Source organism: Arenibacter hampyeongensis (assembly GCF_002909255.1).
Classification (GTDB): Bacteria; Bacteroidota; Bacteroidia; order Flavobacteriales; family Flavobacteriaceae; genus Arenibacter; species Arenibacter hampyeongensis.
In genome coordinates, this window is the sequence record NZ_PIOB01000001.1 from 644919 (window position 1) to 670652 (window position 25734).

The 25734-nt window shown below is 39.4% G+C and carries 25 protein-coding genes; 9 read left to right on the top strand and 16 right to left on the bottom strand.

Translation table 11 applies throughout. The features are described from left to right. Positions 1-14: 14 nt before the first annotated feature. Positions 15-437 (bottom strand): OsmC family protein, encoded by a 423-nt coding sequence (locus tag CWD91_RS02590; RefSeq protein WP_103439875.1) that lies wholly within the window; start codon positions 435-437, stop codon positions 15-17. 55 nt (positions 438-492) lie between these two features. On the opposite strand from CWD91_RS02590, the gene CWD91_RS02595 reads away from it, so the two are divergent. Then, positions 493-1083: a carboxymuconolactone decarboxylase family protein gene (locus tag CWD91_RS02595; RefSeq protein WP_103439369.1), complete on the top strand. Its 591-nt coding sequence runs from the start codon at positions 493-495 to the stop codon at positions 1081-1083. Positions 1084-1670: 587 nt separating this feature from the next. Here CWD91_RS02595 and CWD91_RS02600 read toward each other — a convergent pair. The 4 genes from CWD91_RS02600 to purN all read right to left on the bottom strand — a co-directional run bounded on the left by CWD91_RS02600 (position 1671) and on the right by purN (position 5832). Continuing rightward, positions 1671-3569, bottom strand: coding sequence for an amidophosphoribosyltransferase (locus tag CWD91_RS02600; RefSeq protein WP_103439370.1), 1899 nt, complete (start codon positions 3567-3569; stop codon positions 1671-1673). A 44-nt stretch (positions 3570-3613) separates the two neighbouring features. Beyond that, the gene (locus CWD91_RS02605) at positions 3614-4540 is read right to left on the bottom strand and encodes a PfkB family carbohydrate kinase (protein ID WP_103439371.1); all 927 of its coding nucleotides are present in this window, start codon (positions 4538-4540) and stop codon (positions 3614-3616) included. 87 nt (positions 4541-4627) lie between these two features. Beyond that, positions 4628-5263 carry a ribonuclease H1 domain-containing protein gene (locus CWD91_RS02610; RefSeq protein WP_103439372.1) on the bottom strand — a complete coding sequence of 212 codons (636 nt, stop codon included), beginning with the start codon at positions 5261-5263 and terminating at the stop codon, positions 4628-4630. Beyond that, the gene (gene purN, locus CWD91_RS02615) at positions 5263-5832 is read right to left on the bottom strand and encodes a phosphoribosylglycinamide formyltransferase (RefSeq protein WP_103439373.1); all 570 of its coding nucleotides are present in this window, start codon (positions 5830-5832) and stop codon (positions 5263-5265) included. The genes CWD91_RS02610 and purN overlap by 1 nt, the downstream gene beginning before the upstream one ends. A 159-nt stretch (positions 5833-5991) precedes the next feature. Here purN and CWD91_RS02620 point away from each other — a divergent pair, with 159 nt between their 5' ends. The 5 genes from CWD91_RS02620 to pyk all read left to right on the top strand — a co-directional run bounded on the left by CWD91_RS02620 (position 5992) and on the right by pyk (position 10425). Continuing rightward, positions 5992-6225 carry an acyl carrier protein gene (locus tag CWD91_RS02620; RefSeq protein WP_008269813.1) on the top strand — a complete coding sequence of 78 codons (234 nt, stop codon included), beginning with the start codon at positions 5992-5994 and terminating at the stop codon, positions 6223-6225. A 111-nt stretch (positions 6226-6336) separates the two neighbouring features. After that, entirely contained in the window at positions 6337-7587 is a 1251-nt protein-coding gene (gene fabF / locus CWD91_RS02625) for a beta-ketoacyl-ACP synthase II (RefSeq protein WP_103439374.1), read from the top strand. Between the two features lie 8 nt (positions 7588-7595). Further along, positions 7596-8339: a ribonuclease III gene (gene rnc / locus CWD91_RS02630; protein WP_103439375.1), complete on the top strand. Its 744-nt coding sequence runs from the start codon at positions 7596-7598 to the stop codon at positions 8337-8339. Between the two features lie 175 nt (positions 8340-8514). After that, a complete protein-coding gene (locus CWD91_RS02635; protein ID WP_103439376.1) occupies positions 8515-8979 on the top strand; it encodes an IPExxxVDY family protein in 465 nt (154 codons plus the stop codon). A 3-nt stretch (positions 8980-8982) separates the two neighbouring features. After that, positions 8983-10425: a pyruvate kinase gene (gene pyk, locus CWD91_RS02640; RefSeq protein ID WP_103439377.1), complete on the top strand. Its 1443-nt coding sequence runs from the start codon at positions 8983-8985 to the stop codon at positions 10423-10425. A gap of 186 nt (positions 10426-10611) precedes the next feature. On the opposite strand, the gene dinB is transcribed toward pyk, so the two are convergent. Then, the gene (gene dinB, locus CWD91_RS02645) at positions 10612-11709 is read right to left on the bottom strand and encodes a DNA polymerase IV (protein ID WP_103439378.1); all 1098 of its coding nucleotides are present in this window, start codon (positions 11707-11709) and stop codon (positions 10612-10614) included. 60 nt (positions 11710-11769) lie between these two features. Between dinB and CWD91_RS02650 the strand changes: the two genes are divergently transcribed. From CWD91_RS02650 to CWD91_RS02660, 3 genes are read left to right on the top strand one after another with little or no spacing between them, the layout of a single operon-like run. Continuing rightward, positions 11770-12471 carry an NAD-dependent epimerase/dehydratase family protein gene (locus CWD91_RS02650; protein WP_103439379.1) on the top strand — a complete coding sequence of 234 codons (702 nt, stop codon included), beginning with the start codon at positions 11770-11772 and terminating at the stop codon, positions 12469-12471. 13 nt (positions 12472-12484) lie between these two features. Next, positions 12485-12958 carry a CYTH domain-containing protein gene (locus CWD91_RS02655; protein ID WP_103439380.1) on the top strand — a complete coding sequence of 158 codons (474 nt, stop codon included), beginning with the start codon at positions 12485-12487 and terminating at the stop codon, positions 12956-12958. After that, positions 12946-13449: a YciI family protein gene (locus CWD91_RS02660; protein ID WP_103439381.1), complete on the top strand. Its 504-nt coding sequence runs from the start codon at positions 12946-12948 to the stop codon at positions 13447-13449. The genes CWD91_RS02655 and CWD91_RS02660 overlap by 13 nt, the downstream gene beginning before the upstream one ends. Positions 13450-13553: 104 nt before the next feature. Here the strand turns inward: CWD91_RS02660 and CWD91_RS02665 are convergent, their stop codons facing one another. The 10 genes from CWD91_RS02665 to CWD91_RS02710 form a co-directional block, all read right to left on the bottom strand. After that, positions 13554-14960: an efflux transporter outer membrane subunit gene (locus CWD91_RS02665; RefSeq protein WP_103439382.1), complete on the bottom strand. Its 1407-nt coding sequence runs from the start codon at positions 14958-14960 to the stop codon at positions 13554-13556. Positions 14961-15035: 75 nt separating this feature from the next. After that, positions 15036-18206: an efflux RND transporter permease subunit gene (locus tag CWD91_RS02670; protein ID WP_103439383.1), complete on the bottom strand. Its 3171-nt coding sequence runs from the start codon at positions 18204-18206 to the stop codon at positions 15036-15038. Between the two features lie 6 nt (positions 18207-18212). Next, positions 18213-19322, bottom strand: a complete 1110-nt coding sequence (locus CWD91_RS02675; protein ID WP_103439384.1) for an efflux RND transporter periplasmic adaptor subunit — start codon at positions 19320-19322, stop codon at positions 18213-18215. Then, on the bottom strand, positions 19319-19822 hold the full coding sequence (locus CWD91_RS02680; protein ID WP_103439876.1) for a GbsR/MarR family transcriptional regulator: 504 nt from the start codon (positions 19820-19822) through the stop codon (positions 19319-19321). The genes CWD91_RS02675 and CWD91_RS02680 overlap by 4 nt, the downstream gene beginning before the upstream one ends. A gap of 106 nt (positions 19823-19928) precedes the next feature. Beyond that, a complete protein-coding gene (locus CWD91_RS02685; protein ID WP_103439385.1) occupies positions 19929-20324 on the bottom strand; it encodes a hypothetical protein in 396 nt (131 codons plus the stop codon). Between the two features lie 129 nt (positions 20325-20453). Further along, the gene (pheS, locus tag CWD91_RS02690; RefSeq protein ID WP_103439386.1) at positions 20454-21473 is read right to left on the bottom strand and encodes a phenylalanine--tRNA ligase subunit alpha; all 1020 of its coding nucleotides are present in this window, start codon (positions 21471-21473) and stop codon (positions 20454-20456) included. A gap of 125 nt (positions 21474-21598) precedes the next feature. Beyond that, positions 21599-23449 (bottom strand): SulP family inorganic anion transporter, encoded by a 1851-nt coding sequence (locus CWD91_RS02695; RefSeq protein ID WP_103439387.1) that lies wholly within the window; start codon positions 23447-23449, stop codon positions 21599-21601. Positions 23450-23598: 149 nt separating this feature from the next. Continuing rightward, complete coding sequence (locus CWD91_RS02700) at positions 23599-24228, bottom strand: carbonic anhydrase (protein ID WP_103439388.1); 630 nt, start codon at positions 24226-24228, stop codon at positions 23599-23601. 390 nt (positions 24229-24618) lie between these two features. Then, the gene (locus tag CWD91_RS02705; protein WP_103439389.1) at positions 24619-24915 is read right to left on the bottom strand and encodes a hypothetical protein; all 297 of its coding nucleotides are present in this window, start codon (positions 24913-24915) and stop codon (positions 24619-24621) included. Between the two features lie 59 nt (positions 24916-24974). Further along, positions 24975-25733, bottom strand: coding sequence for an SH3 domain-containing protein (locus CWD91_RS02710; RefSeq protein WP_103439390.1), 759 nt, complete (start codon positions 25731-25733; stop codon positions 24975-24977). Position 25734: the final 1 nt, after the last annotated feature.

Genomic DNA, 25734 nt, shown 5'->3' on the forward strand with positions numbered 1-25734 from the left:
AGTAGAAGTGGTAATTATTGTTTATTGAAATATGTTTTAATCTCCATTTTCGAGAATTGTCTGAACATTTCCATCACTCCGCAATATTTTTCAACTGAAAGATCTACTGCCCGTTGCAATTTTTTTTCGTTTAGGTTACTGCCCTTAAAATGATATTCTATTAATACATTATCATAATACTTGGGGTCCTCTTCCGTTAGGTTGGCAATAGTTTCAATTCTAAACTCTTCAACTTCCAGTTTCATTTTTTTAATAAGTGAAGCTACATCGAGTCCGGAACAACCGGCCAATGCAGTTAACATGAGGGCTTTTGGTCTATATCCCATGCCTTCTCCCCCATTTTCAGGTGCTACATCTATAACAAGGTTATTGCCTGAGGGATTGTTGCTTTCAAAGGCCATATTACCAAGCCATTTGGTAGTGATTTGATTTGTCATGTAGGTGTTTTTTTCGTTACTTGTATAGGTCAAAAATACACATAATTCACGAACCATGTCCCTAGTAGATCCTTTAGATGCCGATCATGATTCAGAGACCAAAAAGTTGTCTGAATTTTTCAATGAAACTCTGGGATTCTGTCCCAATTCTGTATTAACAATGCAACATAGACCAGCTATTTCCAAGGCCTTTATTAGCCTCAACATGGCCGTTATGGCAAATGAAGGCAGGGTTAGTTCTGCTTTGAAACGAATGATGGCCTGGGTAAGTAGTAATGCCACTGGTTGTCGTTATTGCCAAGCACATGCCATTCGTGCTGCAGAGCGTTATGGGGCAGATCAGGTACAATTGGATAATATTTGGGAGTATAGAACACATGAGGCATTCTCTGAGGCGGAACGTGCAGCATTGGACTTTGCCTTGGCGGCTTCACAAGTACCCAATACCATGAACCAAAAAATAAAGAAACAATTGTACAAGCATTGGAATGAAGGCGAAATTGTGGAAATGTTGGGAGTTATATCTCTCTTTGGATTTCTAAATAGGTGGAATGATACCATGGCCACCAACTTGGAGGACGGGGCTATTGAGAGTGGAAAACAATATTTGGAAAAATATGGTTGGGAAAAAGGGAAACATGTTTAGAAGTATGATTTTGGATTGGACCATGTTTGCCTGCAATATTGACAATCATTTTACACTATAAGAAGTCCTTGCTTGGTCCTATTTGCTTCCGAAATAATTTCTATAATTTGGTTTCTAGTCATGCACTTGGAATTCGGAAATAATGTTTCGGATCGCTACCTTATTCCCATAATCCCATTCAGACTTGTGCAAAAATAAAAAGGCAGAGCATAGCTCTACCTTTTTCCCCAAATCTTACCATGAACTTAACCTACTTATGCTATGGTCCTCCAAAAGTATAGTAAACCAAGCCGCAGGAAAAAGGTTTTAGATGAATGTCTCTTTAATAAGTTGAAATACAGCTTATTCGGTAAACAGTAGGAATTATAGGATATAATACAACTGGGATAAGAAGCCTGAATTAGGTCCAATAAAAAAGGTGGAGAAGTCTCCACCTTTTTTGCCCCAAATCTTACCATGAACTTAACCTACTTATGCTATGGCAATACTAAAGTACAGGTGCGCAGTAGGTTTTTGATCAAAAAGACGTTAAAGAGTGTATTTCATCGATGAAGTGCATAAAAACATACACTTCATCGATGAAATTATTAATATGCCCGTTCGTTCTTGCCTTCGAAAAAGTTGATAAACGCCCTATTTACAACCCTGTTGCCCCCTGGAGTGGGGTAATTACCGGTAAAGTACCAATCCCCCAAGTTTTTTGGGCAGGCTTCATGAAGGTTTTCAATATTTTGATATATAATCTGTACCTCTGCTTTAATGTCTGGTGGACTTAATAATTGACCAATTTTATCGGAAATCTCATCGGCTGTAAAAGGTGCATAGAATTCCTTCACATAATTTACAACTTCAGAATCATGTGTATTGGTTTGTTTCAAGCATTTTTTGTAGATTTCCTCCACATGGTGCATTGTATTTCTTTCTTCATGTAGGGCCAATGCAGCCTTAAAGGCAACAAAATCTTCCAGTTTGGCCATATCAATTCCGTAGCAATCAGGATAACGGATTTGAGGTGCGGAAGAAACCACAATTATTTTTTTGGGTAATAGACGGTCAAGTATTCTGAGAATACTTTTTTGCAAGGTCGTTCCACGAACTATACTGTCATCTATAATTACCAAATTGTCATTTTCATTCACAGATCCATAGGAAATGTCGTAGACATGGGCAACCAAATCGTCCCTACTACTGTCTTGTGTTATAAAGGTCCTAAGTTTGGCGTCTTTTATGGCCACTTTCTCTATCCTTGGCCTTACCTCTAAGATTTCGTGTAGTTCTTCCCTTGTTATTTTCCTACCAATAGAAAGTATTTGTTCCTCTTTCTTTTTGTTCATGTAGTTCTGTGCAGCGATTACCATTCCGAAAAAGGAGGTTTCCGCAGTGTTGGGAATATATGAAAATACGGTATTTTTTATATCGTTGTCTATGGATTTCAGGATTAATGGGAAAAGCAATTTACCCAACATTTTTCTTTCCTGATAGATTTCCTTATCACTTCCTCTGGAGAAATAAATACGTTCAAACGAACAGGCTTTTCTTTCAGTAGGTTCTAAAATTTTCTTGAATTTAATCTTACCATTTTTTTTGATGATTATGGCATGTCCTGGATCAAGTTCTTTAACATCATTGAAGCTAACATTGAAAACCGTCTGTATAGCGGGCCTTTCAGAGGCTACTACTGCAATCTCTTCATCTTGATAGTAATAGACAGGTCTAATTCCGGCTGGGTCCCGGAGAACAAACGAATCGCCATGCCCCAACATACCTGCCATGGCATAACCACCATCAAAGTTTTTTGCCGCTCTTCTCAAAATTTTGGCAACATTTAATCTTTCGGCAATTATTGGAGAGGCCTCCCTTTTATTAAAACCTTCTTTCTTTATGTCCTTATAGAGTTGGGCTACGGCATCATCCAAGAAATGTCCAATTTTCTCCATTACCGTTACGGTATCCGCCTTTTCCTTGGGGTGCTGACCTATTTGAATAAGATTATCAAAAAGTTCATTAACATTGGTCATGTTAAAATTACCGGCAACGATCAAGTTACGGTGCATCCAGTTGTTCTGTCTTAAAAAAGGATGTACGCTTTCTATACTGTTTTTGCCAAAAGTTCCATACCGTACGTGGCCCAAAAGTACTTCCCCAATATAGGGAATATGCTTTTTTTGTTTGGCTACGTCATTTACATACTCTGGATTTTCCTTGAACGAAGTGTTTATTCGTTGGTTTATTTGTGCAAAAATGTCCTGTATGGGCTGTTGGTCAATGGATCTTACCCGACTCATATACCTTTCGCCAGCTTCCATATCCAATTTAATACTAGCAAAACCGGCACCATCCTGGCCTCGGTTGTGTTGCTTTTCCATCATCAAGTACATCTTGTTTACACCGTAAAAGGCAGACCCGTACTTCTCTTGATAATATTCCAACGGTTTTAATAACCGAATCAGGGAAATTCCACATTCATGCTTAATAGCGTCGCTCATGGTAACTTTAAATTAAAAATGCCCCGTTAGACCAGGGCACATATTTATTGTAATTCAATATCAAATTGGGTAAGCTCCTTAAACTGGACCAACCTATCGTTTGCTTCTTTCTTTTCCAATCTCTCCATTCTCTGCGTACCAAAACGCTCCACGCAAAATGAAGCTAAATTGGAACCATGGATTACCGCACTCTTTAAGTTATTAAAACTTATGTTTTCGGATTCTGCCAAATATCCTGCAAAACCACCAGCGAAGGTGTCGCCTGCACCTGTTGGATCAAACACTTCTTCCAGGGGCAAGGCAGGTGCAAAAAATACCTTCGATTTGTGAAATAACAAGGCTCCGTGCTCCCCTTTTTTAATTACTACAAATTTAGGGCCCATTTCATGAATTTTCTCGGCAGCTTTTACCAAGGAATGCTCACTGGTAAGTTGTCTGGCCTCTTCATCGTTAATGGTGATAACATCTATATGTCGTATAACTTCCTTCAATTCGTCAAGGGCATTATCCATCCAAAAGTTCATGGTATCCAAAATTATTAACTTTGGTCGTTCTTCCATCTGATTAATTACACTCAATTGAGTGTCTGGGTGTAAATTTCCCAACATTAATACGTCGGCATCTTTAAAGTTGTTTGGAACTATAGGGTTGAAGTCGGCCAGAACATTTAATTCGGTGGATAAGGTATCCCTGGAATTTAGATCGTTGTGATATTTGCCTCTCCAAAAGAAAGTTTTGCCCCCTTTTATAACCTGCAAGGCAGAAATGTCAATATTTTTATCGGTCAATAAATCTAAATATTCCTGTGGAAAATCTTCGCCAACAACGGATACAATAGCAGATTTTACTTTAAACTGCGAAGCGGCCAAACCTATAAAAGTGGCAGCCCCTCCCAAGATTTTATCGGTTTTGCCAAAAGGGGTTTCTATAGCGTCAAAGGCAACGGTGCCTACAATTAAAAGTTTGCCCATTAAATTTTGAAATTTGCTGCAAAGATAGGTTTTTGAACGGCCAATTCAATAGCATTGGAAATCAAATTTCAAAAAATGATAATATGGCTATTTCCTGCCGAAATCTGCCGGAATTTCACCCCAGGCCTTTGTTTCCCATTTAACAATAGTAGTGTTGTAGGTGTTTTTTTCCAACCAGGTAATGGCTCTCCGGACCAAATCGAATACAACTTTGTTTTCAGCTGTCTCCGGCAATTTGGAATTACAGCTTTTTTTTCGGACCCAACTCATAGCGGTTTTGGAATCCGTATATAGTATTCTATCGCTATTCTGTTGTTTTAAAAAGGCCAATCCGTGAACCAATGCCAGAAATTCACCTATATTGTTCGTGCCTTGTTTAAATGGGCCTTGTTTAAACAATTCTTTCTTGGTTTTTGTGTCCACCCCTCGGTATTCCATAATACCGGGATTTCCACTAGAGGCGGCATCTACGGAAATGGAATTATAATTGGGTTCTCCAATTTTTTGTAGTTGTTCTTTACTAAGTGGTGAGGTATTAATTTTCTTGCCCTTGTAATCGTCGTAATTGCCATTGAAGGCTTTTTTTGCGGCCTCAAAGGTGGGAAAGGATTTATACTGTGCGCCTTTATAGTTGGTTATTGCCGCTTTACAGTCTTTCCAACTAGTGTATATACCTGGACGGCTCCCTTTCCAGACTGTATAAAATTTTTCTTTTTTGGCCATTAGATTCCCATTAATACCTTTTCTATAACTTTTGGGAAATACTCATATTCCAGTTGATGAACCTTTTCCGCAATCATTTCTGGGGTGTCATTAGGATCCAATGCAACTTTTGCCTGCTTAATTATGGCGCCTTCGTCGTAATTTTCGTTTACATAGTGGATGGTTATGCCAGTTTCCAATTCTTTATTGTCCTTTACCGATTCATGGACATGCATGCCGTACATTCCTTTCCCACCATATTTGGGAAGCAATGCAGGATGAATATTAATAATTTTATTGGGATAGTTGCTAATGAGGTTATCGGGAATTTTCCATAGAAATCCTGCCAAAACAATAAGGTCTGGACTAAGGGATTTTAGGACATTTAATATACAGTCCGAATTATAAAAAGAAGGTTTATTAAAATATAAGGCGCTAATATTTAATCTGTTGCATCTTTCAAATACCTTGGCGTCCCTTTTGTTGGATAGTACACAGCTAATGGAAACATCGGGATCGGCGCTAAAATAATGTACTATGTTTTCAACGTTGGAACCAGAGCCAGAAGCAAATAGGACAATACTTTTCATGTATTATTTTGGGGTTAGGACAGAAAATTATTTTGGGCTAAAATAGCACTCTTGTATTTAATTTTATTAAATTACATCACATTTTAACGACAAATAGTGTTATTAAACCAAAGTTTTTTATTTTTGCCATCAATTTAAATTTTTAAAACCGATATTATTATGTCAGACATTGCATCAAGAGTAAAAGCTATCATCGTAGATAAATTAGGTGTTGACGAGAACGAAGTTGTAACCGAAGCTAGCTTTACCAACGACCTAGGGGCAGATTCATTGGATACTGTTGAGTTGATTATGGAGTTCGAAAAGGAATTCGATATTCAAATTCCGGACGATCAAGCAGAAAACATTGCTACAGTTGGTCAAGCTATAAGTTATATAGAAGAAGCCAAGTAATTTTATGATTTCTTGAACAAGTTTCAAAATTATCCATGTGGTAAAGACGCTGCATGGATAATTTTTTTTAATTTACACCTAACTTATTAAGTTAAACAAAAATTTAGTTCAATGCAATTAAAGCGAGTTGTAGTTACTGGTCTAGGTGCTTTGACACCTATTGGCAATAATATTGATGAGTATTGGGAAGGCTTAAAGAACGGAAAAAGTGGTTCTGCACCCATTACCTATTATGATACGGAGAAGTTTAAAGTAAAATTTGCATGCGAATTAAAAAACTATAATGCGGAAGATTATTTTGATAGAAAAGAGGCCAGAAAATTGGACAGGTTTGCCCAATATGCGCTAATTTCTTCTGATGAGGCCATTAAGGATTCAGGACTAGATCTTGATAAAATAGACAAATTTAGAGTTGGAGTAATTTGGGGAGCTGGTATAGGCGGATTGGAAACGTTTCAGAACGAAGTTCTAAATTTTGCCGCTGGAGACGGTACTCCAAGGTTTAATCCATTCTTTATCCCAAAAATGATTGCCGATATTGCACCGGGCAATATTTCCATAAAACACGGTTTTATGGGTCCCAATTATACTACAGTATCTGCTTGTGCATCTTCTGCCAATGCCATAATTGATGCCTTGAACACTATTCGTTTAGGGTATTGTGATGTTGTTGTTACAGGAGGGAGTGAGGCGGCCGTTACTATAGCTGGAATGGGAGGATTTGGAGCAATGCATGCACTTTCCACACGGAATGAAAGCCCAGAGACAGCTTCTAGGCCATTTGACGCCACTAGAGACGGATTTGTGCTTGGAGAAGGGGCAGGAGCTTTAATACTTGAGGAATATGAGCATGCCAAGGCAAGAGGGGCGAAAATTTACGCCGAAGTTGCTGGCGGTGGCTTATCCAGTGATGCCTACCATATGACAGCGCCTCATCCAGAAGGTATTGGGGTGGTACGTGTTATGGAGAATTGCCTAAAGGATGCGGGACTAAAACCCGAAGATGTGGATGCCATAAATACGCATGGTACTTCTACACCATTGGGGGATGTTGCCGAACTAAAGGCCATTTCCAAGGTTTTTGGCAAACATGCACCGGACATAAATATAAATTCTACCAAATCTATGACAGGGCACCTATTGGGTGCTGCAGGAGCTATTGAGGCCATAGCCTCAATTTTGGCCATGGAGCATGGTTTGGTGCCTCCGACCATAAACCATACCACTGTAGATGAAAATATTGACCCTAAATTAAACCTGACCCTTAACAAGGCACAGAAAAGAGAGGTAAATGTTGCCCTAAGCAATACTTTTGGATTTGGAGGACATAATGCATGTGTGATATTTAAAAAAATCAGCTAATTCAAAATATGAACGCTTTTTCCAATTTATTTAATTCCCATTCAAAACAGGATGGGGATTTTTTTTTGGGAATGAAAAAAATTCTGGGATTTAAGCCTAAAAACCTGGAAATCTATCAAAAAGCGTTCGTTCATCGTTCTGCCAACAGAAAGGATAAAGATGGCTTCCCTATGAATTACGAGCGCTTGGAATTTCTGGGCGATGCCATGTTGGGAACAATAATCTCCAAACATTTGTACAGCAAGGTGCCGGATGGCGACGAGGGATATTTGACCAAAATGAGGTCTAAAATCGTGAGTAGGGAACATCTCAATGAGTTGGGAAAAGATCTTAACCTAATCGATTTCGTTGAGAGTAGGATTCCTAAATCCCGATTTGGCGACAATATTCACGGCAATGTTTTTGAAGCCCTGGTAGGAGCTATATATTTGGACAGAGGGTATAAATATTGCGAAAAATTTATAAGTAAAAGAATTATAGATCCCTATGTGGATATAGAACAACTGGAAGGTAAGGTTATAAGCTACAAGAGCCTGGTCATTGAATGGTGCCAAAAGCAAAAGAAAACCTTTAATTACGATATATACGAGGATACGGGGAATGATGTAATTAAACATTTTGCAGTGAAATTATCCATTGGCGGTAAAATTGTAGCCAAGGCTAGGGCAACCTCGAAAAAGAAGGCCGAAGAGAGGGCATCCAAGAGGGCGTACTTCGCCCTACAGGACAAAATGGATAAATCCAAAGACTAAAGATTCTGAAATTTACGTAATATTGTTAAAATTGGTAAAGCAAACTTGGCAATCGCCATGTTGGCAATAATAATTGTCTAACTCCAACGTTTTCGTAGGTTTCACAACGTTTTATAGCTAGAATGGATAGGCTGGTTTCGTTATTAATCCTATATTTACGCCTTTCACGGAAAGTATGGCAGCGATACACAAAATTTCGGAAGATTTTTATGAAGAAACTTTTACTTTAATCGCTTTGCACAGTACTATTGAAGATTTTATGCTGGTATACGCACTTAATTTTTGTCTAAAAACTAAGTTGAAGAGGTGCGTGAACGATTTGGAAATATCACAAAGTGGCTCGTTCCCGATATTTGAATGGAGAGACGAGGTAAATGATCGCTATTTCACACTTGTCAGCAATAATGTTGTAAAGGAAGAGGAATTAAGTATAGGAAATCTTTTTCAAGACCAACCATCCTTTACAAAATATCATTTGGTTCCAGAATATAGAGATGTGGATTACTTTTTAAAGATAGAACACGATGAATTCGACGTGGAAGAAAAAATTTTGAAGTCAGTACTTACTATCCCAAAGGTCATAACGGCCTATTTAGTGGATGCCAGTAAGCTAAAATCTAAGAATAATTTAATTTTTTAAATAATGTCAACAAACAAAAAGACAAAAATAGTAGCAACCTTAGGACCAGCTACTAGTACGAAGAGTGTTCTTAAGGACATGATTGAGGCTGGAGTGGATGTCTTTAGGGTAAACTTTTCCCATGCCGATTATAAAGACGTTGCAGAGCGTATAAAGATGATTCGGGAATTAAACGACGAATTGGGTACAAACACTTCAATTCTTGCAGATTTGCAGGGACCAAAATTAAGGGTCGGTGTAATGGCCGGTGAAGTCGTTGTTGCTCCTGGAGATGAAATAACCTTTGTCACCGGTAAGCCTTTTGAAGGAAATGCAGAGAAAGTGTATATGAATTATGCCAATTTCCCGAAAGATGTAAAAGCGGGTGAGCGTATCCTTTTGGATGATGGAAAGTTGATGTTCGAAGTAATTTCTACCAATTCTAAGGATGAAGTCAAGGCAAAAGTAATCCAAGGAGGACCTTTGAAGTCCAAAAAGGGCGTTAACTTACCAAACACCAACATCTCCTTACCTGCACTAACTGAAAAGGATATTAAGGATGCTATTTTCGCAATTTCCCAAGATGTGGATTGGATCGCACTTTCCTTTGTGAGATTTAGCCAGGATCTAATAGACCTTCAAAATATTATTAAGGAACATTCCGCGCATAAGATTCCAATTATTGCAAAAATTGAGAAGCCAGAGGCAGTAGAAAACATCGATAAGATTGTGGCCTATTGTGACGGGTTAATGGTTGCCAGGGGCGATTTGGGTGTTGAAGTTCCGGCTCAGGAAGTGCCACTTATTCAAAAACAATTGGTGTTAAGGGCCAAAAAAGCAAGAATACCTGTAATTATTGCTACCCAGATGATGGAAACAATGATTACAAGCCTTACTCCTACCCGTGCAGAGGTGAACGACGTAGCCAATTCCGTAATGGATGGGGCCGATGCAGTAATGCTTTCTGGAGAGACTTCTGTTGGTAATTATCCTGTTCAGGTTATAGAGAAAATGGCCAGTATCCTGGTAAGTGTGGAGAATTCAGAGTTGATTAAGGTTCCTCATGAACCACCACAGGTTAGGACCAATAGATATATTACAAAATCCATTTGTTACCATGCTGCCAATATGGCCAATGAAATTAAGGCCAAGGCAATATCTACCTTGACCAATAGTGGTTATACTGCTTTTCAAATATCCGCTTGGAGACCAAAGGCGCATATCTTGGTGTTTACATCCAATAAAAGAATTCTTACCCAGCTAAACCTGCTGTGGGGAGTAAAGGCATTTTATTACGATAAATATGTATCCACGGACGAGACCATAGAGGACGTAAATAAAATCGCCTGTCAGAAGGGGTTTTTAGAGGTAGGTGATATGTTGATCAGTTTGGCGGCAATGCCTATAAAAGATAAAGGTATGGTGAATACCCTGAGAGTTTCGCAAATAGAAAGTTGTGATTTTTAGAAACGCATTTCACTAAATATATTTAATTGGACCTGTGGGATTTTCTAAATCGTACAGGTCCTTTTAATTTGTAAGACCCGTATTTCGACAATTTTATACGTAGGGAAATACGATGGTCGAACTAACCCCGCCTTGTCGGAGGAGACTACAGTTCATTGTTTTGGGACTTGCCAAAAGGTTCATTTTTCAAAAGTCGAACCTTAACTGAACCGTGAGTATTTTTTGTGCCAGAGGTTCGTTCTTTTCCGTATTTAAATTAGAGAGGGATATCCCTAATAGCCGAACAGAATTTTCCATTTTATCCTGGTACAGTAATTCTTTGGTAGTTTCCAGGATCAGAGATTTTTCAGCAATAAAATAGGGGAGGGTCTTACTTCGTGTTTGCAGGGAGAAATCGCTATATTTTATTTTCAAGGTTACCGTTTTACCAGAAATCTTTGCTTTTTTTAGCCTCTTCTCCAGTTCCACGGCAATGCTTTCCAATCGCTGTAGCATAAAGATTTCACTGCTTAGGTTTTCGTCAAAAGTACGTTCCGCTCCTACAGATTTAGGGATCCTGTTGGGCTTTACCTCACTGTTGTGAATTCCCCTTACCACATTATAATAGTATTCGCCACTTTTTCCAAAATTCTCCTTTAGAAATTCTATGGATTTACCCTTAAGGTCTTTACCGGTAAAAATACCCAGTTGATACATTTTATCTGCCGTAACTTTCCCTACGCCATAGAATTTCCGAATTTCCAATTCTTCCAAAAAGGAAATAACTTCCTCAGGATTAACTGTTTTTTGGCCATTGGGCTTATTGTAATCACTGGCTACCTTGGCAATAAATTTATTAATGGAAATACCGGCGGAGGCTGTTAATCCCACTTCTTCAAAAATACGTTGTCTTATTTCCTCTGCTATGAGGGAAGCAGAGGGATTGCCTTTTTTGTTGATGGTAACGTCCAAATAGGCCTCGTCCAAAGAAAGAGGTTCCACCAGATCCGTATAATCATAGAAAATGTTTCTGATTTTAAGGGAAATCTCCTTGTAACGTGCAAAACGGGGAGGCACAAAGATTAAATTGGGGCAGTTTTTTTTGGCCATATAGCCGCTCATGGCACTACGTACCCCAAATTTTCTAGCTTCGTAACTGGCAGCAGAAACCACACCCCTTTTTTCGGCCCCACCAACCGCTAAGGGCTTACCTTTTAGATCAGGATTATCCATTTGTTCTACGGAGGCGTAAAACGCGTCCATGTCTACATGAATTATTTTTCGTTGTGGGAAATCCGATTTCATAGCGTAAATTTATAATAAGTTAGCGCTAGTGGGGTCCAATAAAAATGTTAAACATTATAAATGGTTAAGGAACAGGTTAAATTAGAAAAAAAATCGGCCATAATATTGGGGGCTACAGGGCTTACGGGCGGATTTCTTTTACAGAAGCTGTTACAAGACGATCGTTATGATAAAATAAGGATTTTTTCCAGGACCCAGATTGGATTTTCGCACCCTAAGTTGGAGGAACATGTAGGTAACCTTTTCAAATTGGAAAGTTTTAAGATCCATTTCCTAGCGGATGAGGTATACTGTTGTATTGGAACTACCAAAGCAAAAACTCCCGATACCGAAATGTATAAAGATATAGATTTTGGGATACCGGTCTCTGCAGCCAAAATGTGTCGATCCAATGGAATAAAAACGTTTTTGGTTATTTCGGCTATGGGAGCCAATTCCAAAAGTGGCGTTGCCTACAATAGGTTAAAAGGAGAAATGGAAGAGGCGGTCTTAAATTTTAACATTCACAAGATTCACATTTTACAACCTTCCTTAATAGACGGAAATAGGAAAGAGAAACGTACCGGGGAGTGGATAGCCAAAAAGTTCATGAAGTTATTTAATTTTGTCCTGGTCGGACCTTTGGAGAAGTTTAGGTCTATCCACCCAGAGGTAATTGCGGACACTATGGTTTGGTTGGCCAACAATAATTATGACAAGGTTAGAATCCAGTCCGATGAAATTAAGAATATTTGCTATAAGCATTCGAACAATACTTTTTAACCAACTTTAATAAATGATAGAAATAGAGCGTAAATTTTTAGTGAAGTCGGAAGCTTTTAAAACAGACGCTATTCAAAAGGAAAGAATTGTACAAGGTTTTTTAAATACAGATCCCTTGAGGACAGTAAGGGTAAGGATCAAGGGAGACAAAGGATATATGACCGTAAAGGGAAAGGGCAACCATAATGGTACCACGCGCTTTGAATGGGAAAAGGAAATTTCCATTAAGGAGGCGGATGCCTTGATTAAATTGTCTGAGCCCGGGGTAATAGATAAGCTGAGATACTATATTGAGGTGGGGAAACATATATTTGAGGTGGACGAATTTTTTGGAGATAATTCGGGATTGATAGTAGCGGAAATTGAATTGGAACACGAAGAGGAGGATTTTTTAAAGCCTCAATGGTTGGGGGATGAAGTAACTGCAGATATCAAATATTACAATTCGCAGTTGAGTAAAAACCCTTTTAAGACATGGAAAAAATAAGAATTTTATTTGTATTTCTATTGTGGGGGCTGTTATGGTCCTGTAAGGATTCGGAAGCGGTACCGGTTGTAACAGTAAGGCAACAGGATGTTGTTAAGGCAATTTCTATGGCCGAATTAAAAAAGAGTTTGGAAGAAAAGGGATTTCAAACCTTCGATTATGTAGATGAAAAGACCAAGGATACCATTTTGATGCAGCAATATTTTATCGCCTTTTTAAAGAGTGGTCCTAATCGCTCACAATCCAAGGCGGAGGCAGATAGTCTACAGGCCTTGCATTTGGCCCATTTGGGCAGAATGTACGAGGAGGGATTTGCGGATATTTCTGGTCCTTTTGGGGATGATGGTGATATTCGCGGTATTACGATCTACAACGTGCCTACCCAAAAAATGGCGGATAGTTTGGCCAATATGGATCCAATGGCAAAATCGGGAAGGCTGGTTATAGAAATCCATCCATGGTGGGCGGCAAAAGGGTTTATGTTAAGATAGCTTGGAATTCAAAATTATCCATTGCAACCCCACTGATATTTTCCAACCCCATTTAAAAAGGGGAATAATTCCACTTTCCCTTCAAGCTGGGTAAAACCTTGTATTTATTGCCACCCACCGCCCAAGGAACGATACAATTCCACTACGGATTGAAGTTGTTGCAATTTATTATCTATAACATTTAGTTCGGCATTCAATGCATTCTGCCTTGCGGTCAACAAATCCAAATAGGTGCCAAATCCATTGTTTAAAAGTATCTCGGAATTAAGTTCTGCAGTGCGTAAGGATTCGACCTCATTTTGTCTGAATTCATATTTTTTGGTTTCAGCTTCATATTCATAAAGTGCATTGGATACTTCCTGCCCCGCGGCCAAAAGCGTTTTCTTAAAGTTTAATAGGCTTTCTTCCTGTTGGGCTTTGGCCACTTCATATTGGGTCTTTATCCTTCTTTTGTTGAAAATAGGCTGTGTTATTCCACTAACCAAGGTAGCAAACAAAGATCCGGAACTGAACCACTCTTGAAATTCCAAACTTTGGAATCCTCCGGTTCCAGTCAAGGTTAGAGAAGGATAAAAATTGCTTTTGGCTACATTCGAAAGTTCAAAGGCATTGGTCAAATCGTATTCCGCGGCAAGTACGTCCGGTCTATTGGCCAATAGTAGTGCGGGCAGACCTAAATCCAAATTCTTGGTTAATTTTTGTTGTTCCAAAGAACCGCGGGCTATGGAAATGACCGGTTTTCCTAAAAGGATGGATAGGACGTTTTCGGTTCTAAAAATGTTTTTTTCTATATCTATGAGCAAGGCTTGTGTATTATACAACTGTGCAGCCGTTTGATCTACTGCAACTTGTGTTACAGTGCCCGCTTCCTTTAAAGCATTTATAGTTTCCAAGCTTCTTTTTCTGTTCTCAATGGTTTCTTCAGCAACCCTGTGTTGATCATCCAAAGCCATTAATAGATAATAGTTGGAAGCAATTTTGGCTATAAGCTGTGTTTTAACCGCTTGGTGGGCTGCATTGGATTGTAAATAGGTCGCATTCGTGGCTCTTTGGTTACTGCGTATCTTTCCCCAAATATCGGCTTCCCAGGATAAACCGCCGGAAAGCTCAAATTGCTCCAAAGATCCACTAAAAACAGAGCCAAACTGACTGTTTTTGGATAATTCCTGGTGAGTCATCGAGGCTTTTAGGTCCAAAGAGGGTAGATACCCATTTCTTCCCTGTTTCATATAAGCTTCGGCCATGGTTACCTGTTGAAGGGCAATTCTAATATCAAGATTATTTTGAAGCCCCTCTTCAATTATCTGCAATAATTGAGGGTCGGAAAATAGTTCTTTCCAGGATATGGAAGCCAATGACGTACTGTCCAGGGAATGTTGTTGTTCCGTACGGTACAAATCATCTAACTCCTCCAAGTTGGGCCGTTCGTAATTCTTGGCCACAAAACAGGATTGCAAAGTCAATGCAAGGAGCAACAACACTGAAAGTTTATAGGGAAATATTTTTTTCATCAACTGATATTTATTGTTTTTAAGGTCAATTTCCTATGATAATGGATAAACCTAAAATTATATAAGCCTCATGTTTTACTTATTTAAAAATTCTTTTTGCAATTGTCCGTCATGTCCCGTTTCTTTAAGGGCAACAGGTACGCCCGTAATTCTCTCTTGTAACCACTGAAAGACAATAAACAATACGGGGATAATAAAGACGCCAAATACGGTTCCAATTAACATGCCTCCGGCTGCACCTGTTCCAATGGCGTTGTTACCGGCAGCTCCTACACCTTTGGCCAATACCAAGGGCATTAGACCAAGTATAAAGGCAAAGGAGGTCATTAAAATTGGCCTTAATCTGGCTTTGGCTCCCTGGATGGCCGATTCGGATAATGAGAGTCCCTGTCTCCTTCTCTGAAGCGCGAACTCCACAATAAGGATGGCATTTTTTGCCAGTAGCCCAATCAACATAATTAAGGCAATTTGGAAGTAGATATTGTTTTCCAACCCGGCAAATTTGGTCGATAAAAAGGCACCCATAACCCCTATTGGCAAAGACAACAATACCGAAAGTGGCAATAAATAACTTTCATACTGCGCTGCTAGAAAGAAATACACAAATACGATACTCAATAGAAATATTACACCAGATTGACCTGCTGAGGCAATTTCCTCACGGGTAATACCTGAAAAAGCAACTTCATAATTGTTAGGAAGATGTTCTTTGGCCACTTCGTTTACGGCCTTTATGGCGTCACCAGAACTGAATCCTTTTGCTGTTGAACCATTGATGGTTACGGAATTGAACAGGTTGAAACGGCTTACTGTTTGTGGGCCGTAGACCCTATTTAAGGTAACAAACTCTGAAACTGGGGCCATTTCCCCATTGTCGTTCTTTACGAACATACTATTTAGACTGGCAATATCCTTTCTGTCCTCGGGGTCAGCTTGTACAAACACTCTAAATTGCTTCCCGAACCTGCTAAAGTCAGCGGCGTAAAATCCACCTATATAGCCTTGGAGCGTTGTAAGTATATTGCTCACACTAACTCCGGCTTCCTTGGCTTTTGGGATATTAATATCCATTTGAAGTTGGGGAAAATTGGTGCTAAATGAATTGGACGCAAAACTTACTTCCGGACGTTGTGTTAATGAAGATATAAATTCATTGGCTGCATTGTCCAAATCCTTTAAACTACCCGAAGATCGATCTAGTAATCGCATTTCAAACCCTTCTACAGCCCCAAATCCGGGAATACTTGGTGGGGTAAAAAATATAATTTTGGCATCGGGCGTCAGGGCTGCTTTAGCGTTTAACTGACCTAAAATGGCATCTATGGTAGTATCTTCAGTGGTCCTATCTTCCCAGTCCTCGAGAATAATAAAGCCCATTCCATAGGAACTTCCTGAGCCTGAGAAAAAGTTTCTTCCGTTAATGAGCGATGCCGTTCGTATCCCCTTAATGCTACTTATTTGGGTGTATAATTCCTGGGTAGCGCTATAAGTCCTATCCAATGATGCTGCCTGGGGTAGTTCTAGGTTCATAAATACTACGCCCCTGTCCTCGGTGGGGACAAAACCGGTCCTCGTAGTTTCATTGGCCCACCAAATGGCGGCACTGGCTATTACGAGTATTACCGCGGTGATCCACTTGTGCTTTACCAAGAAGCCCAGGGATTTTATATATTTATCGGAAGTGGCCTTAAATGCTATGTTAAATGCAGTAAAGAAGCGCTGTAAGACGCCTTTCTTTTTATCCTTTTCTGTGTGTGGTTTTAAAAAAATTGCACATAAAGCTGGACTTAAGGTCAAGGCGTTTACCGCTGATATAAGAATGGCGACGATTAGGGTTACACCAAATTGTTCATAAAATACACCGGAGGGACCTTTAATAAAGGTAATTGGAATAAAAACCGCTGCCATTACCAAGGTAATGGAGATAATAGCCCCACTAATTTCACTCATTGCGGAAACTGTTGCTTTTTTGGCATCATCGTATCCATCTTCCAACTTGGCGTGGACGGCTTCCACTACCACTATGGCATCGTCGACTACAATTCCGATGGCTAGAATAAGTGCGAATAGGGTAAGTAGATTTATGGAATAACCCAACACCCCTAGAAAGAAAAATGTTCCAATAATGGAAACAGGAACGGAGATCGCTGGAATAAGCGTGGATTTAAAATCCTGTAAGAAAATAAATACCACCAAAAACACTAGAATAAAGGCCTCGATCAGAGTTGACTTTACCTTGTTGATCGACGCAGTAAGAAATTTGTTGGTATCATAGTTTATTAGATACTCCACACCTTCGGGGAAATTCTCCTGTAATCGATCTAGTTCAACATAAAGGTTTTCAATAATTTCCTGGGCATTGGAACCTGGGGTTTGGAAAACTCCAAAATTGATTCCAGGATAACCCTTTGACCGAGATGTAGAGCTATAGGAAAAAGCTTCAAGTTCAACTTTTGCCACATCCTTTAAACGTAAAAATTGGCCGTTATCAAGCGCTTTAATAATGATGTCCTGATATTCTTCCGCGGACTTGTATCTACCCTTGTATTTAATTACATATTCAAAGGATTGCCCTGCATTTTGGCCTAGAGATCCTGCGGCAGCTTCCAGACTTTGTTCATTAATGGCTTGGACCACCTCGGTGGTAGTAAGGCCATAGGAAGCCAATTTTACTGGGTCTATCCATACCCTCATGGAGTAATCTTTTGCGCCGAAAACATTCACGGCACCTACCCCATTAATTCGTTGAATTTCAGGTTTAACATTTATATTCAGGTAGTTCTGTACAAAAGTATCATCGTAATCCGGATTGGTGGAGTACAACGCTACGTACATAAGGGCCGAACTCTGCTGCTTTTGGGTAATTACACCTGATCTTATTACCTCTGACGGTAAAAGCGCATTTGCCCTGGAAACCCTGTTTTGAACGTTTACCGCCGCTATGTCCGGGTCAACACCTTGTTCAAAAAATACAGTTATGTTGGCACTCCCGTCATTACTTGCAGAAGAGGTCAAGTAGGTCATTCCTTCCACCCCGTTGATCTGTTCCTCGATCGGGACAATTACACTTTCCAAAATGGTCTCTGCATTGGCACCGGGGTAGTTGGCGGAAACCTGAACAGTAGGTGGCGCTATATCCGGATATTGTGTGACCGGTAAGCTAGATAGGCCTAAAATACCCAACAGCATTATAATAATTGATATGACTGTTGAAAGGACTGGCCTTTCAATAAATGTTTTAAGCATATTACGTTATTTAAAAACTTTATTGAACGAGTTTAAAATGCTATCCAAGCTTGTTAATTGGGGAATAATTTTTGTTCCCGGACGGGCAGAGCCCACACCTTTGGCCAAGATTTGATCGCCTTCGTTCAATCCCTCCAAAATCGTTAATCCATTTATCGTGGCAAGTGGAGTTATGGCTTTGGTGACCAGGGAATCTCCTTGTACTAGATATACAAAATTTTTGTTTTGTTGCTCAAAGGTGGAAAGTGCCGGCACAGCCAATACATTTTCCAATTTTTCAGATAAAAGTAGGGTGGCACTACTGCCGTTCCTCAGAAGTCCCTGCGGATTTGGAAAGGTTGCTCTAAATTGTACGGTACCGGTATTGGGATTTATTTCGCCGCCAATGGTCTCTATTACACCCATCTCGTCATAAACCGACCCATCGGCCAATTTTAGTTGAACTTTGGGAAGGTTTTTGGCTTTTTCTTCCAAGGAGTTGCCATCTATTCTTTTGATAAAACCTATGAGGTCTTTTTCATTCATAGAGAAAAATGCATACACCTGTTCAATGCTGGAAACAGTGGTCAAAGGTTGGGAATCCTGCCCACTTACCAAATTTCCCTTTCTAAAGGCGATAGAACCTACTACTCCGTTTACGGGACTTTTTATGTTGGCATAATCTATATTCGCCGAAATGCTCTGGTAATTACTTTTGGCTTGCTCTAAATTGGCCATGGCGGTTTGCAATTGTACCTTGCTTATAATATCCTTCTCCACCAAGGGTTTTAATTTGTCCACTTCTACCTGGGCTAAATTAATTCGGGCCTTTGCTGCTCCTGCGTCCTGTGATAAGGTCTGGGTTTCCAACCTGAACAAGGGCTGTCCCTTTTTAACCATTTCTCCTTCATCAACAAATACTTCCTGTACATAACCAGCGACTTTGGCCCTTATTTGACTGTTGACGATCCCTTCTATACTCGCTGGATAGCTAACAAAGTTATCGACGGATGTCCTAACAACTTTAATAGTTGGATAAGGCATTGCCGATAGAGGCTTTTGAGTGGTTTCGCCTTCACCGCAATTGACGAATAAAAGGAGGCATAGGGGCACAATTAGAAAAAAAACTTTTTTCATATGGTATCGGAATTAAATGTTTTTTGAAGGTTTTCTTTAAGTTGAATTAGATTTTTAATAAAATCGTCTATAAATAGGGCGTAATTTTTAGTGTATTGCAGGCCTCGATTATTTTCAGCAGTAATATCCTTTTTTTGATAAAGCTTCTTTTTAAAATCATAAACCTTTAAGTGAATGTTCTTCTCTTTTTCCCACTGCTCGATCTTTTTGTCCAACTGTACAAAAATATCATCGGGAGCAATTTTGAAATAACGCTTTCGGTTACCTGGTTTTGTAAAGTAAACAACTCTTCCTTGGGTTTGTAATAATTGTAAATTGGTGGATACCGAGCTTTTACAGGATTCCAATCCTTCGATAATCTCATCGAAGGCAAGACCTTCCTTGTCTGTCAAGATCAACATAGAAAATATTCTTGCTGATAAAGGCGATAATATCTTGTTTTGTTCAAAATAAACCCCCAACTCTTCGGTAAGATTTTGTATTTCGGTATTGGGTTCCACAAAAAGTACGTTTAAATAAGGAGGCAAAAGTACAATTGGTTCGGTAAAAAACGAACCAGCATTGGGTTAATGTTTTGTTAATTTGAACAATGAGGCATCTTTGGGGTTATTTGGCCAGTACACCTTCCAATTCCATTACAGGGATTGGACTTAGATTGGATTCGCTAATAGTGTATTTTTCGAAGAAAAATCGCTTTTCATAAAGTTTGTCATCTGCAAAAAAAGTAACGAAAAATTCATTGTTAAAAGCTAAAATATCTTCCTGCAACACCTCTATCTTTCGGTACTCCTTAGGGGGGATGTCTCCCAGACCGTGGCGCATAGTTGATGTTTTTCTATCTCCTTCGTAGCCGTTGGAGACGGCTATTACCGCTACAATTACAGTATCCCTGTCGTTAATAATATAGGCATTCCAATTTTTTTCCAAGAACTCCTTGTTCCATTCAGGGATAATGGCCACATGTACATTTTTTGCAATCGGAATTTCTATATCTTTTTTCACTTGGGCGATAAATGTTTCCTCCTCCTTCCAATTGTCATTGTTGGGGGAATTTTGTTAATCTATTCTTTAAAACCGGCCCACTTTCAATAAACCAATTTATTGCCAACTCTTCCTAGCTCTATTGGAAAATTAAAAGGCGCTCTTAAATTGCTCCAAAAACCGCACGTCATTTTCACTTAATAGTCTAATATCGGATATTTGGTGTAGTAATAGCGCAATTCGATCTATGCCCATACCAAAAGCGAAGCCTGAATATTCATTGGCGTCGATCCCACAATTAGTAAGTACATTGGGGTCTACCATACCACAACCCATGATTTCCAACCAACCTGTTCCCTTGGTCATTTTGTAATCAGTTTCTGTTTCCAATCCCCAATAAACATCTACTTCCGCACTGGGCTCCGTAAATGGGAAGTAGGATGGTCTAAGCCTTATTTTGGATTTACCGAATAGCTCGGTGGTAAAAAATTGTAGCGTTTGCTTTAAATCCGCAAAAGACACGTCCTTATCTATATAAAGTCCTTCTACCTGGTGGAAAAAGCAATGAGAGCGTGCGGATATAGCCTCGTTCCTATAAACCCTACCAGGTGATATGGTCCTGATCGGGGGTTTGTTATTTTCCATATAGCGCACTTGTACCGATGAGGTATGCGTTCGCAATAAAATGTCAGGATTGGTCTGTATAAAAAAGGTGTCCTGCATATCCCTGGCCGGATGGTATTCCGGAAGGTTTAGGGCGGTAAAGTTGTGCCAATCATCCTCTATTTCAGGACCTTCCGAGACATTGAACCCAATTCGGGAAAAGATGTCGATGATCTGATTTTTAACGATGGAGATAGGATGACGCGTTCCGAGTCCCAAGGGCTCTCCCGGTCTGGTAAGGTCCCCATAAATTCCTTTTTCCTCCCTCTTGTTTTCAATGGCCTCCCTGAGGGCGTTTACCTTTTCGGCGGCAACAGATTTTAGTAGGTTTACCGTTTGACCAAACTCCTTCTTTTGGTCGGTGGGAACGTTTTTGAAATTTGAAAAAAAATGATTGAACAACCCTTTTTTTCCTAAGTATTTAATTCGGAATGCCTCAATGGCCTCTTTATCGGTAGAATTAAACTTTTCTACCTCCAATATATGTTCCTTTATTTCCTCTATCATGGTAACTGCTTGGCTTGTCTTTCCTAAAGATAGGAACCACAAATTTAAAACTTTTATGCCACGCGGCGAATAGATTTTGCTGAAATAAAAAACGAGCCCCTTAGGTGAGTGGGGCTCGTTTAATTTTAGGCAGGTACACGTTCACTTAGTACCTTTTCCTTTTGTTTGATATAATTGGTACAATCTTGAAAATTATTGAATATATTCTCTTTGGATACCAAATCGGGAATGATGTCAATTCGTTCCATCATATATCTTGGCTGATCAAGGACATCCACGAATAGCACTTCAATGTTATCGCGGCGTAAATCTACTAGAATATCCTCCATAGCATATAGTCCGGATTGATCCATATATTGCATTCTATCCATTCTAATGATAACTGTGGACGCCGTCTTTGGTATTTGCTTGGCAAGTTGTTGAAAATCACTTGTAGAACCAAAAAATAAGGGGCCTTTGACGTGTTTAATAAATACACTTTCCTTAAGGTTCTCAGGGAAGGTTCCCTCGTCAGCCCAGGCTTTTTCCTTTAGTAGGGGCTTCACATCGGAACGTTCCGCTGTTAGATCGCCCATTTTCTTCATAAAGATTAGTGATGCAATGACAAGACCTATACCAACTGCACTTACCAAGTCCCAAAAAACAGAAAGTAACAATACCAAAATCATAATGGCAACTTCACTTTTTGGCATGGCCGGCATAGCCTTTAATCCTTTGTAATCCATAACACCAATACCTACGGTTACCAAAATACCGGCTAAAACAGCTGCTGGAATTTGCGAAGCAACCGGTCCTAAGGCCAGTAAGATAATTAATAGTAATATCGCCGCAATAGCTCCGGACAAACGTGTTTTACCTCCTGCATTAATATTTACAACGGTACGAATTGTTGCTCCGGCTCCTGGTATACCTCCAAAAATGGAGGCTATACTATTTCCTATACCTTGACCCAATAATTCCTTATTGGGATTATGCTTTGTTTTGGTCATGTTATCGGCAACAACCGAGGTTAATAGGGAATCTATAGCTCCAAGTACTGCCAAGGATAGGGCTGCAAATAAGTATGGGGATATCTGGGCGAATTTAAAATCGGTAAACATTTCGAAATGTGGCATAGGAAAGCCACTTGGTATTTCTGCAATAGGCCTGTAATCCAGATTAAAGGCAAAAGCCACACCGGAGACAGCCAATAAGGCCACCAAAGTACTTGGCACTGCTGTTGTTATTTTTTTGAAGCCAAAGATTATAATTATGGTCGCTAGTGCAAGGATCAATTCCAGCCAATCTATATTGGCCAAGGCCCTTGGCAATATTTTCACTGTGCCCAATACGGACTTGGCCTCTGTACCGGCCAAACTCTGGGCCTCCATCAGAATATTGTCAGCACTAACTTCTCCTGCTCTTTTTTGGGTTTCTGTGAAGTCTTCCAACACCAAGTAACCTTCCCCGGCCTCGTCTTTAAGGATTTTTTCCAGTATTACTTCTTCCGCCAATGGTGTATATTGGGAAACGTAGTCTTTATCCTCTTTAGGATAATAACCAATAGCTGGTAAAATTTGGGTAATGATGATGATGACCCCAATGGCAGTCATAAATCCTGAAACAACGGGGTAGGGAATGTATTTAATGTATTTTCCTATACCTATAACACCCAATAGAATTTGAAGTATACCTGCCAACAAGAAAACCAAAAGGATAGAGGGCAACGCCTTTTCCACATCCCCGTTGTTCACTGCCACAATACCTGCAATGACCACTAAACTAACTGCTGTCATAGGAGCAGTGGGGCCACTAATTTGAGAGGGGGTGCCCCCAAATAAGGCAGCAAAGAAGCCTATGAATATGGCTCCGTATAATCCGGCGTCCGGTCCAAGTCCTGAAGAAACCCCAAAGGCAAGTGCCAAGGGTAAGGCAACGATACCGGCGGTAATTCCCCCGAATAGATCGCCCCTTAAATTTGAAAATATATTTTTCATTTTAATTTTTTATTTTGATTATAGTTATTGACAATTCACAGCACAGAGCCAATAGGCGGTAAACCGTATTGGAGTTGTGCAATGAACGGGATATCTTTAAATTAATGTCCAGTGAGCTGAAATCGGTGTACCCAATTGCTAGCGCTGACCTAATCGAGATGGTAGATTTCCATTATGTTTTTTAGAATACCCTTGAAATCTATTTTAAGGTCTACGAGTTTTCCGGTATGTATGTCGAAAACCCAGCCATGTACCGTAAGGTCGCGATCTCTGGCAGCTTTTTGTACGGCTGCAGTCTTAATGAGATTAATGCATTGTTCCTGTACGTTCAATTCTACTAGGCGATCATATCTTTTGTCTTCGTCGTTTATGGCGTTTAGTTCTTTGGCATGTATTCTATATACATCCCTTATGTTTCTTAACCATGGATTTAGAATACCCAAATCGGCAGATTGCATAGCTGCTTTTACACCTCCACAGGAATAATGTCCGCATACAACAACATGGTTCACTTTTAGGTGTTCAACTGCATAATTTACCACGGACATAACATTTAGGTCTATGCTTATGACCATATTGGCAATGTTACGGTGTACAAAGACCTCTCCAGGACCCATACCCATAAGCTCTTCGGCAGTTACTCTACTGTCCGAGCATCCTATATAAAGTATTTCCGGACTCTGTCCTTTGCCCATATCGCTGAAAAATTCCGGACTTACCGATAATTTTTCTTGAATCCATTTTTCGTTATTTTTAAAAACTTGATCTAGTTTTTTCATCTTTTATATGTTTTTTAAAGTCATAGTTAAATTGCCATTTGAAGGGTGTACACCTTGTTATCTTTGATAACCCGGCGAATCTTTTGTTACATGAGTATTTGGGACCTAGTCAAAAGACAATGACTTAATTTATATGCTTATGTATTTTCGTTTAGCTAATTGTTTATTCAAATTTAAAGCGAACATTGTTTCTACAATCAATTACACTGCCTTCTAATGAGGTGTAAATAATTATAAATCATTTTGGGAATGTGCTTTTGGCAGGGCTGTAAGCCCAGTTAAACACCTCCTTTAAATTTCCGCTTGTTAAATTAGTGGATATATCGGTATTGGGCACATGTTTCCTTGAAAATTATGCCTCCAAATATATCCAATGTAAAGTAATGAATATTAGGAAAGAAGTTCCGGAGGAGGAAGATTAATATCCAATATATAATTGGAGGAGCCCAGTAGGTATCTGGAATGGGCCACCTTTTTTTTATTCAGGAAGGATGAAAAAAAATCTTCCGTATTATTATTTAAAATGTGTTTTTCAGCAACGTATTTATTGACGGAATTTTGATTTTCCTCTTCATTTAAGTTGGATACCACAATAACCGTATTATCCCCAACGATGGTGATAATAGCCGGGGCCATAATGGCAAAAATCCAATAAAACAAAAGTATGTAGAGGAAACTTTTCTTCATAAAAAAATTCAATGTTGCGAAGATAATGGTAATACTGTTATAAGACTGTTAAATAATTTCTAAAAGTCTTTTAGTTCCTTAATGTCATCAGCCAACAGCCAGCCTGTTTTACCATCGGCTATTTGAATTTTTTTCCAGTCATTTAATTCTTCCAGCACATGTACCTTGGCACCGGCATGCAGATTGAAAATGGCTTGACTCCTGTTGTTAGGTTCTGATTTAATACCAACTTCTTCCGCGAAAACAATAGCTGGTTGATCGGATTTAAATTTAGAAAATTCTAGATAGGCCAGTAATGAGGCAAGGACTGAAAATAAAAGAAATATGAAGCTACTGATAAATGCTATTCGCTTTTGAGTAGAAAATTTGAAATAATAAAATGCAATATAACAGCACACGAAGAGCATCATGAATCCCACTGCGACGTAGGCCCATTGATCAAATGAGAGATATGCGGTTAGTTTATTGTATATTTTGGAAATAGTAGTTTGTGGCAAGGGTTCAATGGCATCCAAAGTCATATTTTGTGCATATGCCAAGTTGGTCCTAATGTCTTGGTCACTGGGTTTTAGCAACAATGCCTTTTCATAATAATAAATGCTCGGAGCAATATTATTTAGCTTGTAATAGGTGTTGCCCAGATTGAAATAAAGTTCGGCGGAATGTTCCCCGCTCTCCAATATTTTTAAGTAGTTGTTTGCCGCCTTGGTATATTCCCCTTCGTTATAGGATGTTGTAGCTTGGTCAAATAGCTGTTCGTTTTGGGTATATCCCAAGGTACATACCAAAAAGGCTAAAATAGTTAATACACGTACCATT

Excerpts from the sequence above, each read along its gene's own strand:
- CWD91_RS02655 (WP_103439380.1), top strand. The coding sequence starts at position 12,485 with ATGATAGAAATAGAGCGTAAATTTTTAGTGAAGTCGGAAGCTTTTAAA.
- rnc (WP_103439375.1), top strand. The coding sequence starts at position 7,596 with ATGAACGCTTTTTCCAATTTATTTAATTCCCATTCAAAACAGGATGGG.
- CWD91_RS02600 (WP_103439370.1), bottom strand. The coding sequence starts at position 3,569 with ATGAGCGACGCTATTAAGCATGAATGTGGAATTTCCCTGATTCGGTTA.
- dinB (WP_103439378.1), bottom strand. The coding sequence starts at position 11,709 with ATGAAATCGGATTTCCCACAACGAAAAATAATTCATGTAGACATGGAC.
- CWD91_RS02620 (WP_008269813.1), top strand. The coding sequence starts at position 5,992 with ATGTCAGACATTGCATCAAGAGTAAAAGCTATCATCGTAGATAAATTA.
- purN (WP_103439373.1), bottom strand. The coding sequence starts at position 5,832 with ATGAAAAGTATTGTCCTATTTGCTTCTGGCTCTGGTTCCAACGTTGAA.
- CWD91_RS02675 (WP_103439384.1), bottom strand. The coding sequence starts at position 19,322 with ATGAAAAAAGTTTTTTTTCTAATTGTGCCCCTATGCCTCCTTTTATTC.
- CWD91_RS02635 (WP_103439376.1), top strand. The coding sequence starts at position 8,515 with ATGGCAGCGATACACAAAATTTCGGAAGATTTTTATGAAGAAACTTTT.
- CWD91_RS02610 (WP_103439372.1), bottom strand. The coding sequence starts at position 5,263 with ATGGCCAAAAAAGAAAAATTTTATACAGTCTGGAAAGGGAGCCGTCCA.
- fabF (WP_103439374.1), top strand. The coding sequence starts at position 6,337 with ATGCAATTAAAGCGAGTTGTAGTTACTGGTCTAGGTGCTTTGACACCT.
- CWD91_RS02670 (WP_103439383.1), bottom strand. The coding sequence starts at position 18,206 with ATGCTTAAAACATTTATTGAAAGGCCAGTCCTTTCAACAGTCATATCA.
- CWD91_RS02650 (WP_103439379.1), top strand. The coding sequence starts at position 11,770 with ATGGTTAAGGAACAGGTTAAATTAGAAAAAAAATCGGCCATAATATTG.
- CWD91_RS02605 (WP_103439371.1), bottom strand. The coding sequence starts at position 4,540 with ATGGGCAAACTTTTAATTGTAGGCACCGTTGCCTTTGACGCTATAGAA.
- CWD91_RS02695 (WP_103439387.1), bottom strand. The coding sequence starts at position 23,449 with ATGAAAAATATATTTTCAAATTTAAGGGGCGATCTATTCGGGGGAATT.
- CWD91_RS02705 (WP_103439389.1), bottom strand. The coding sequence starts at position 24,915 with ATGAAGAAAAGTTTCCTCTACATACTTTTGTTTTATTGGATTTTTGCC.
- pheS (WP_103439386.1), bottom strand. The coding sequence starts at position 21,473 with ATGATAGAGGAAATAAAGGAACATATATTGGAGGTAGAAAAGTTTAAT.
- CWD91_RS02665 (WP_103439382.1), bottom strand. The coding sequence starts at position 14,960 with ATGAAAAAAATATTTCCCTATAAACTTTCAGTGTTGTTGCTCCTTGCA.
- CWD91_RS02700 (WP_103439388.1), bottom strand. The coding sequence starts at position 24,228 with ATGAAAAAACTAGATCAAGTTTTTAAAAATAACGAAAAATGGATTCAA.
- CWD91_RS02710 (WP_103439390.1), bottom strand. The coding sequence starts at position 25,733 with ATGGTACGTGTATTAACTATTTTAGCCTTTTTGGTATGTACCTTGGGA.
- CWD91_RS02660 (WP_103439381.1), top strand. The coding sequence starts at position 12,946 with ATGGAAAAAATAAGAATTTTATTTGTATTTCTATTGTGGGGGCTGTTA.
- CWD91_RS02595 (WP_103439369.1), top strand. The coding sequence starts at position 493 with ATGTCCCTAGTAGATCCTTTAGATGCCGATCATGATTCAGAGACCAAA.
- pyk (WP_103439377.1), top strand. The coding sequence starts at position 8,983 with ATGTCAACAAACAAAAAGACAAAAATAGTAGCAACCTTAGGACCAGCT.
- CWD91_RS02590 (WP_103439875.1), bottom strand. The coding sequence starts at position 437 with ATGACAAATCAAATCACTACCAAATGGCTTGGTAATATGGCCTTTGAA.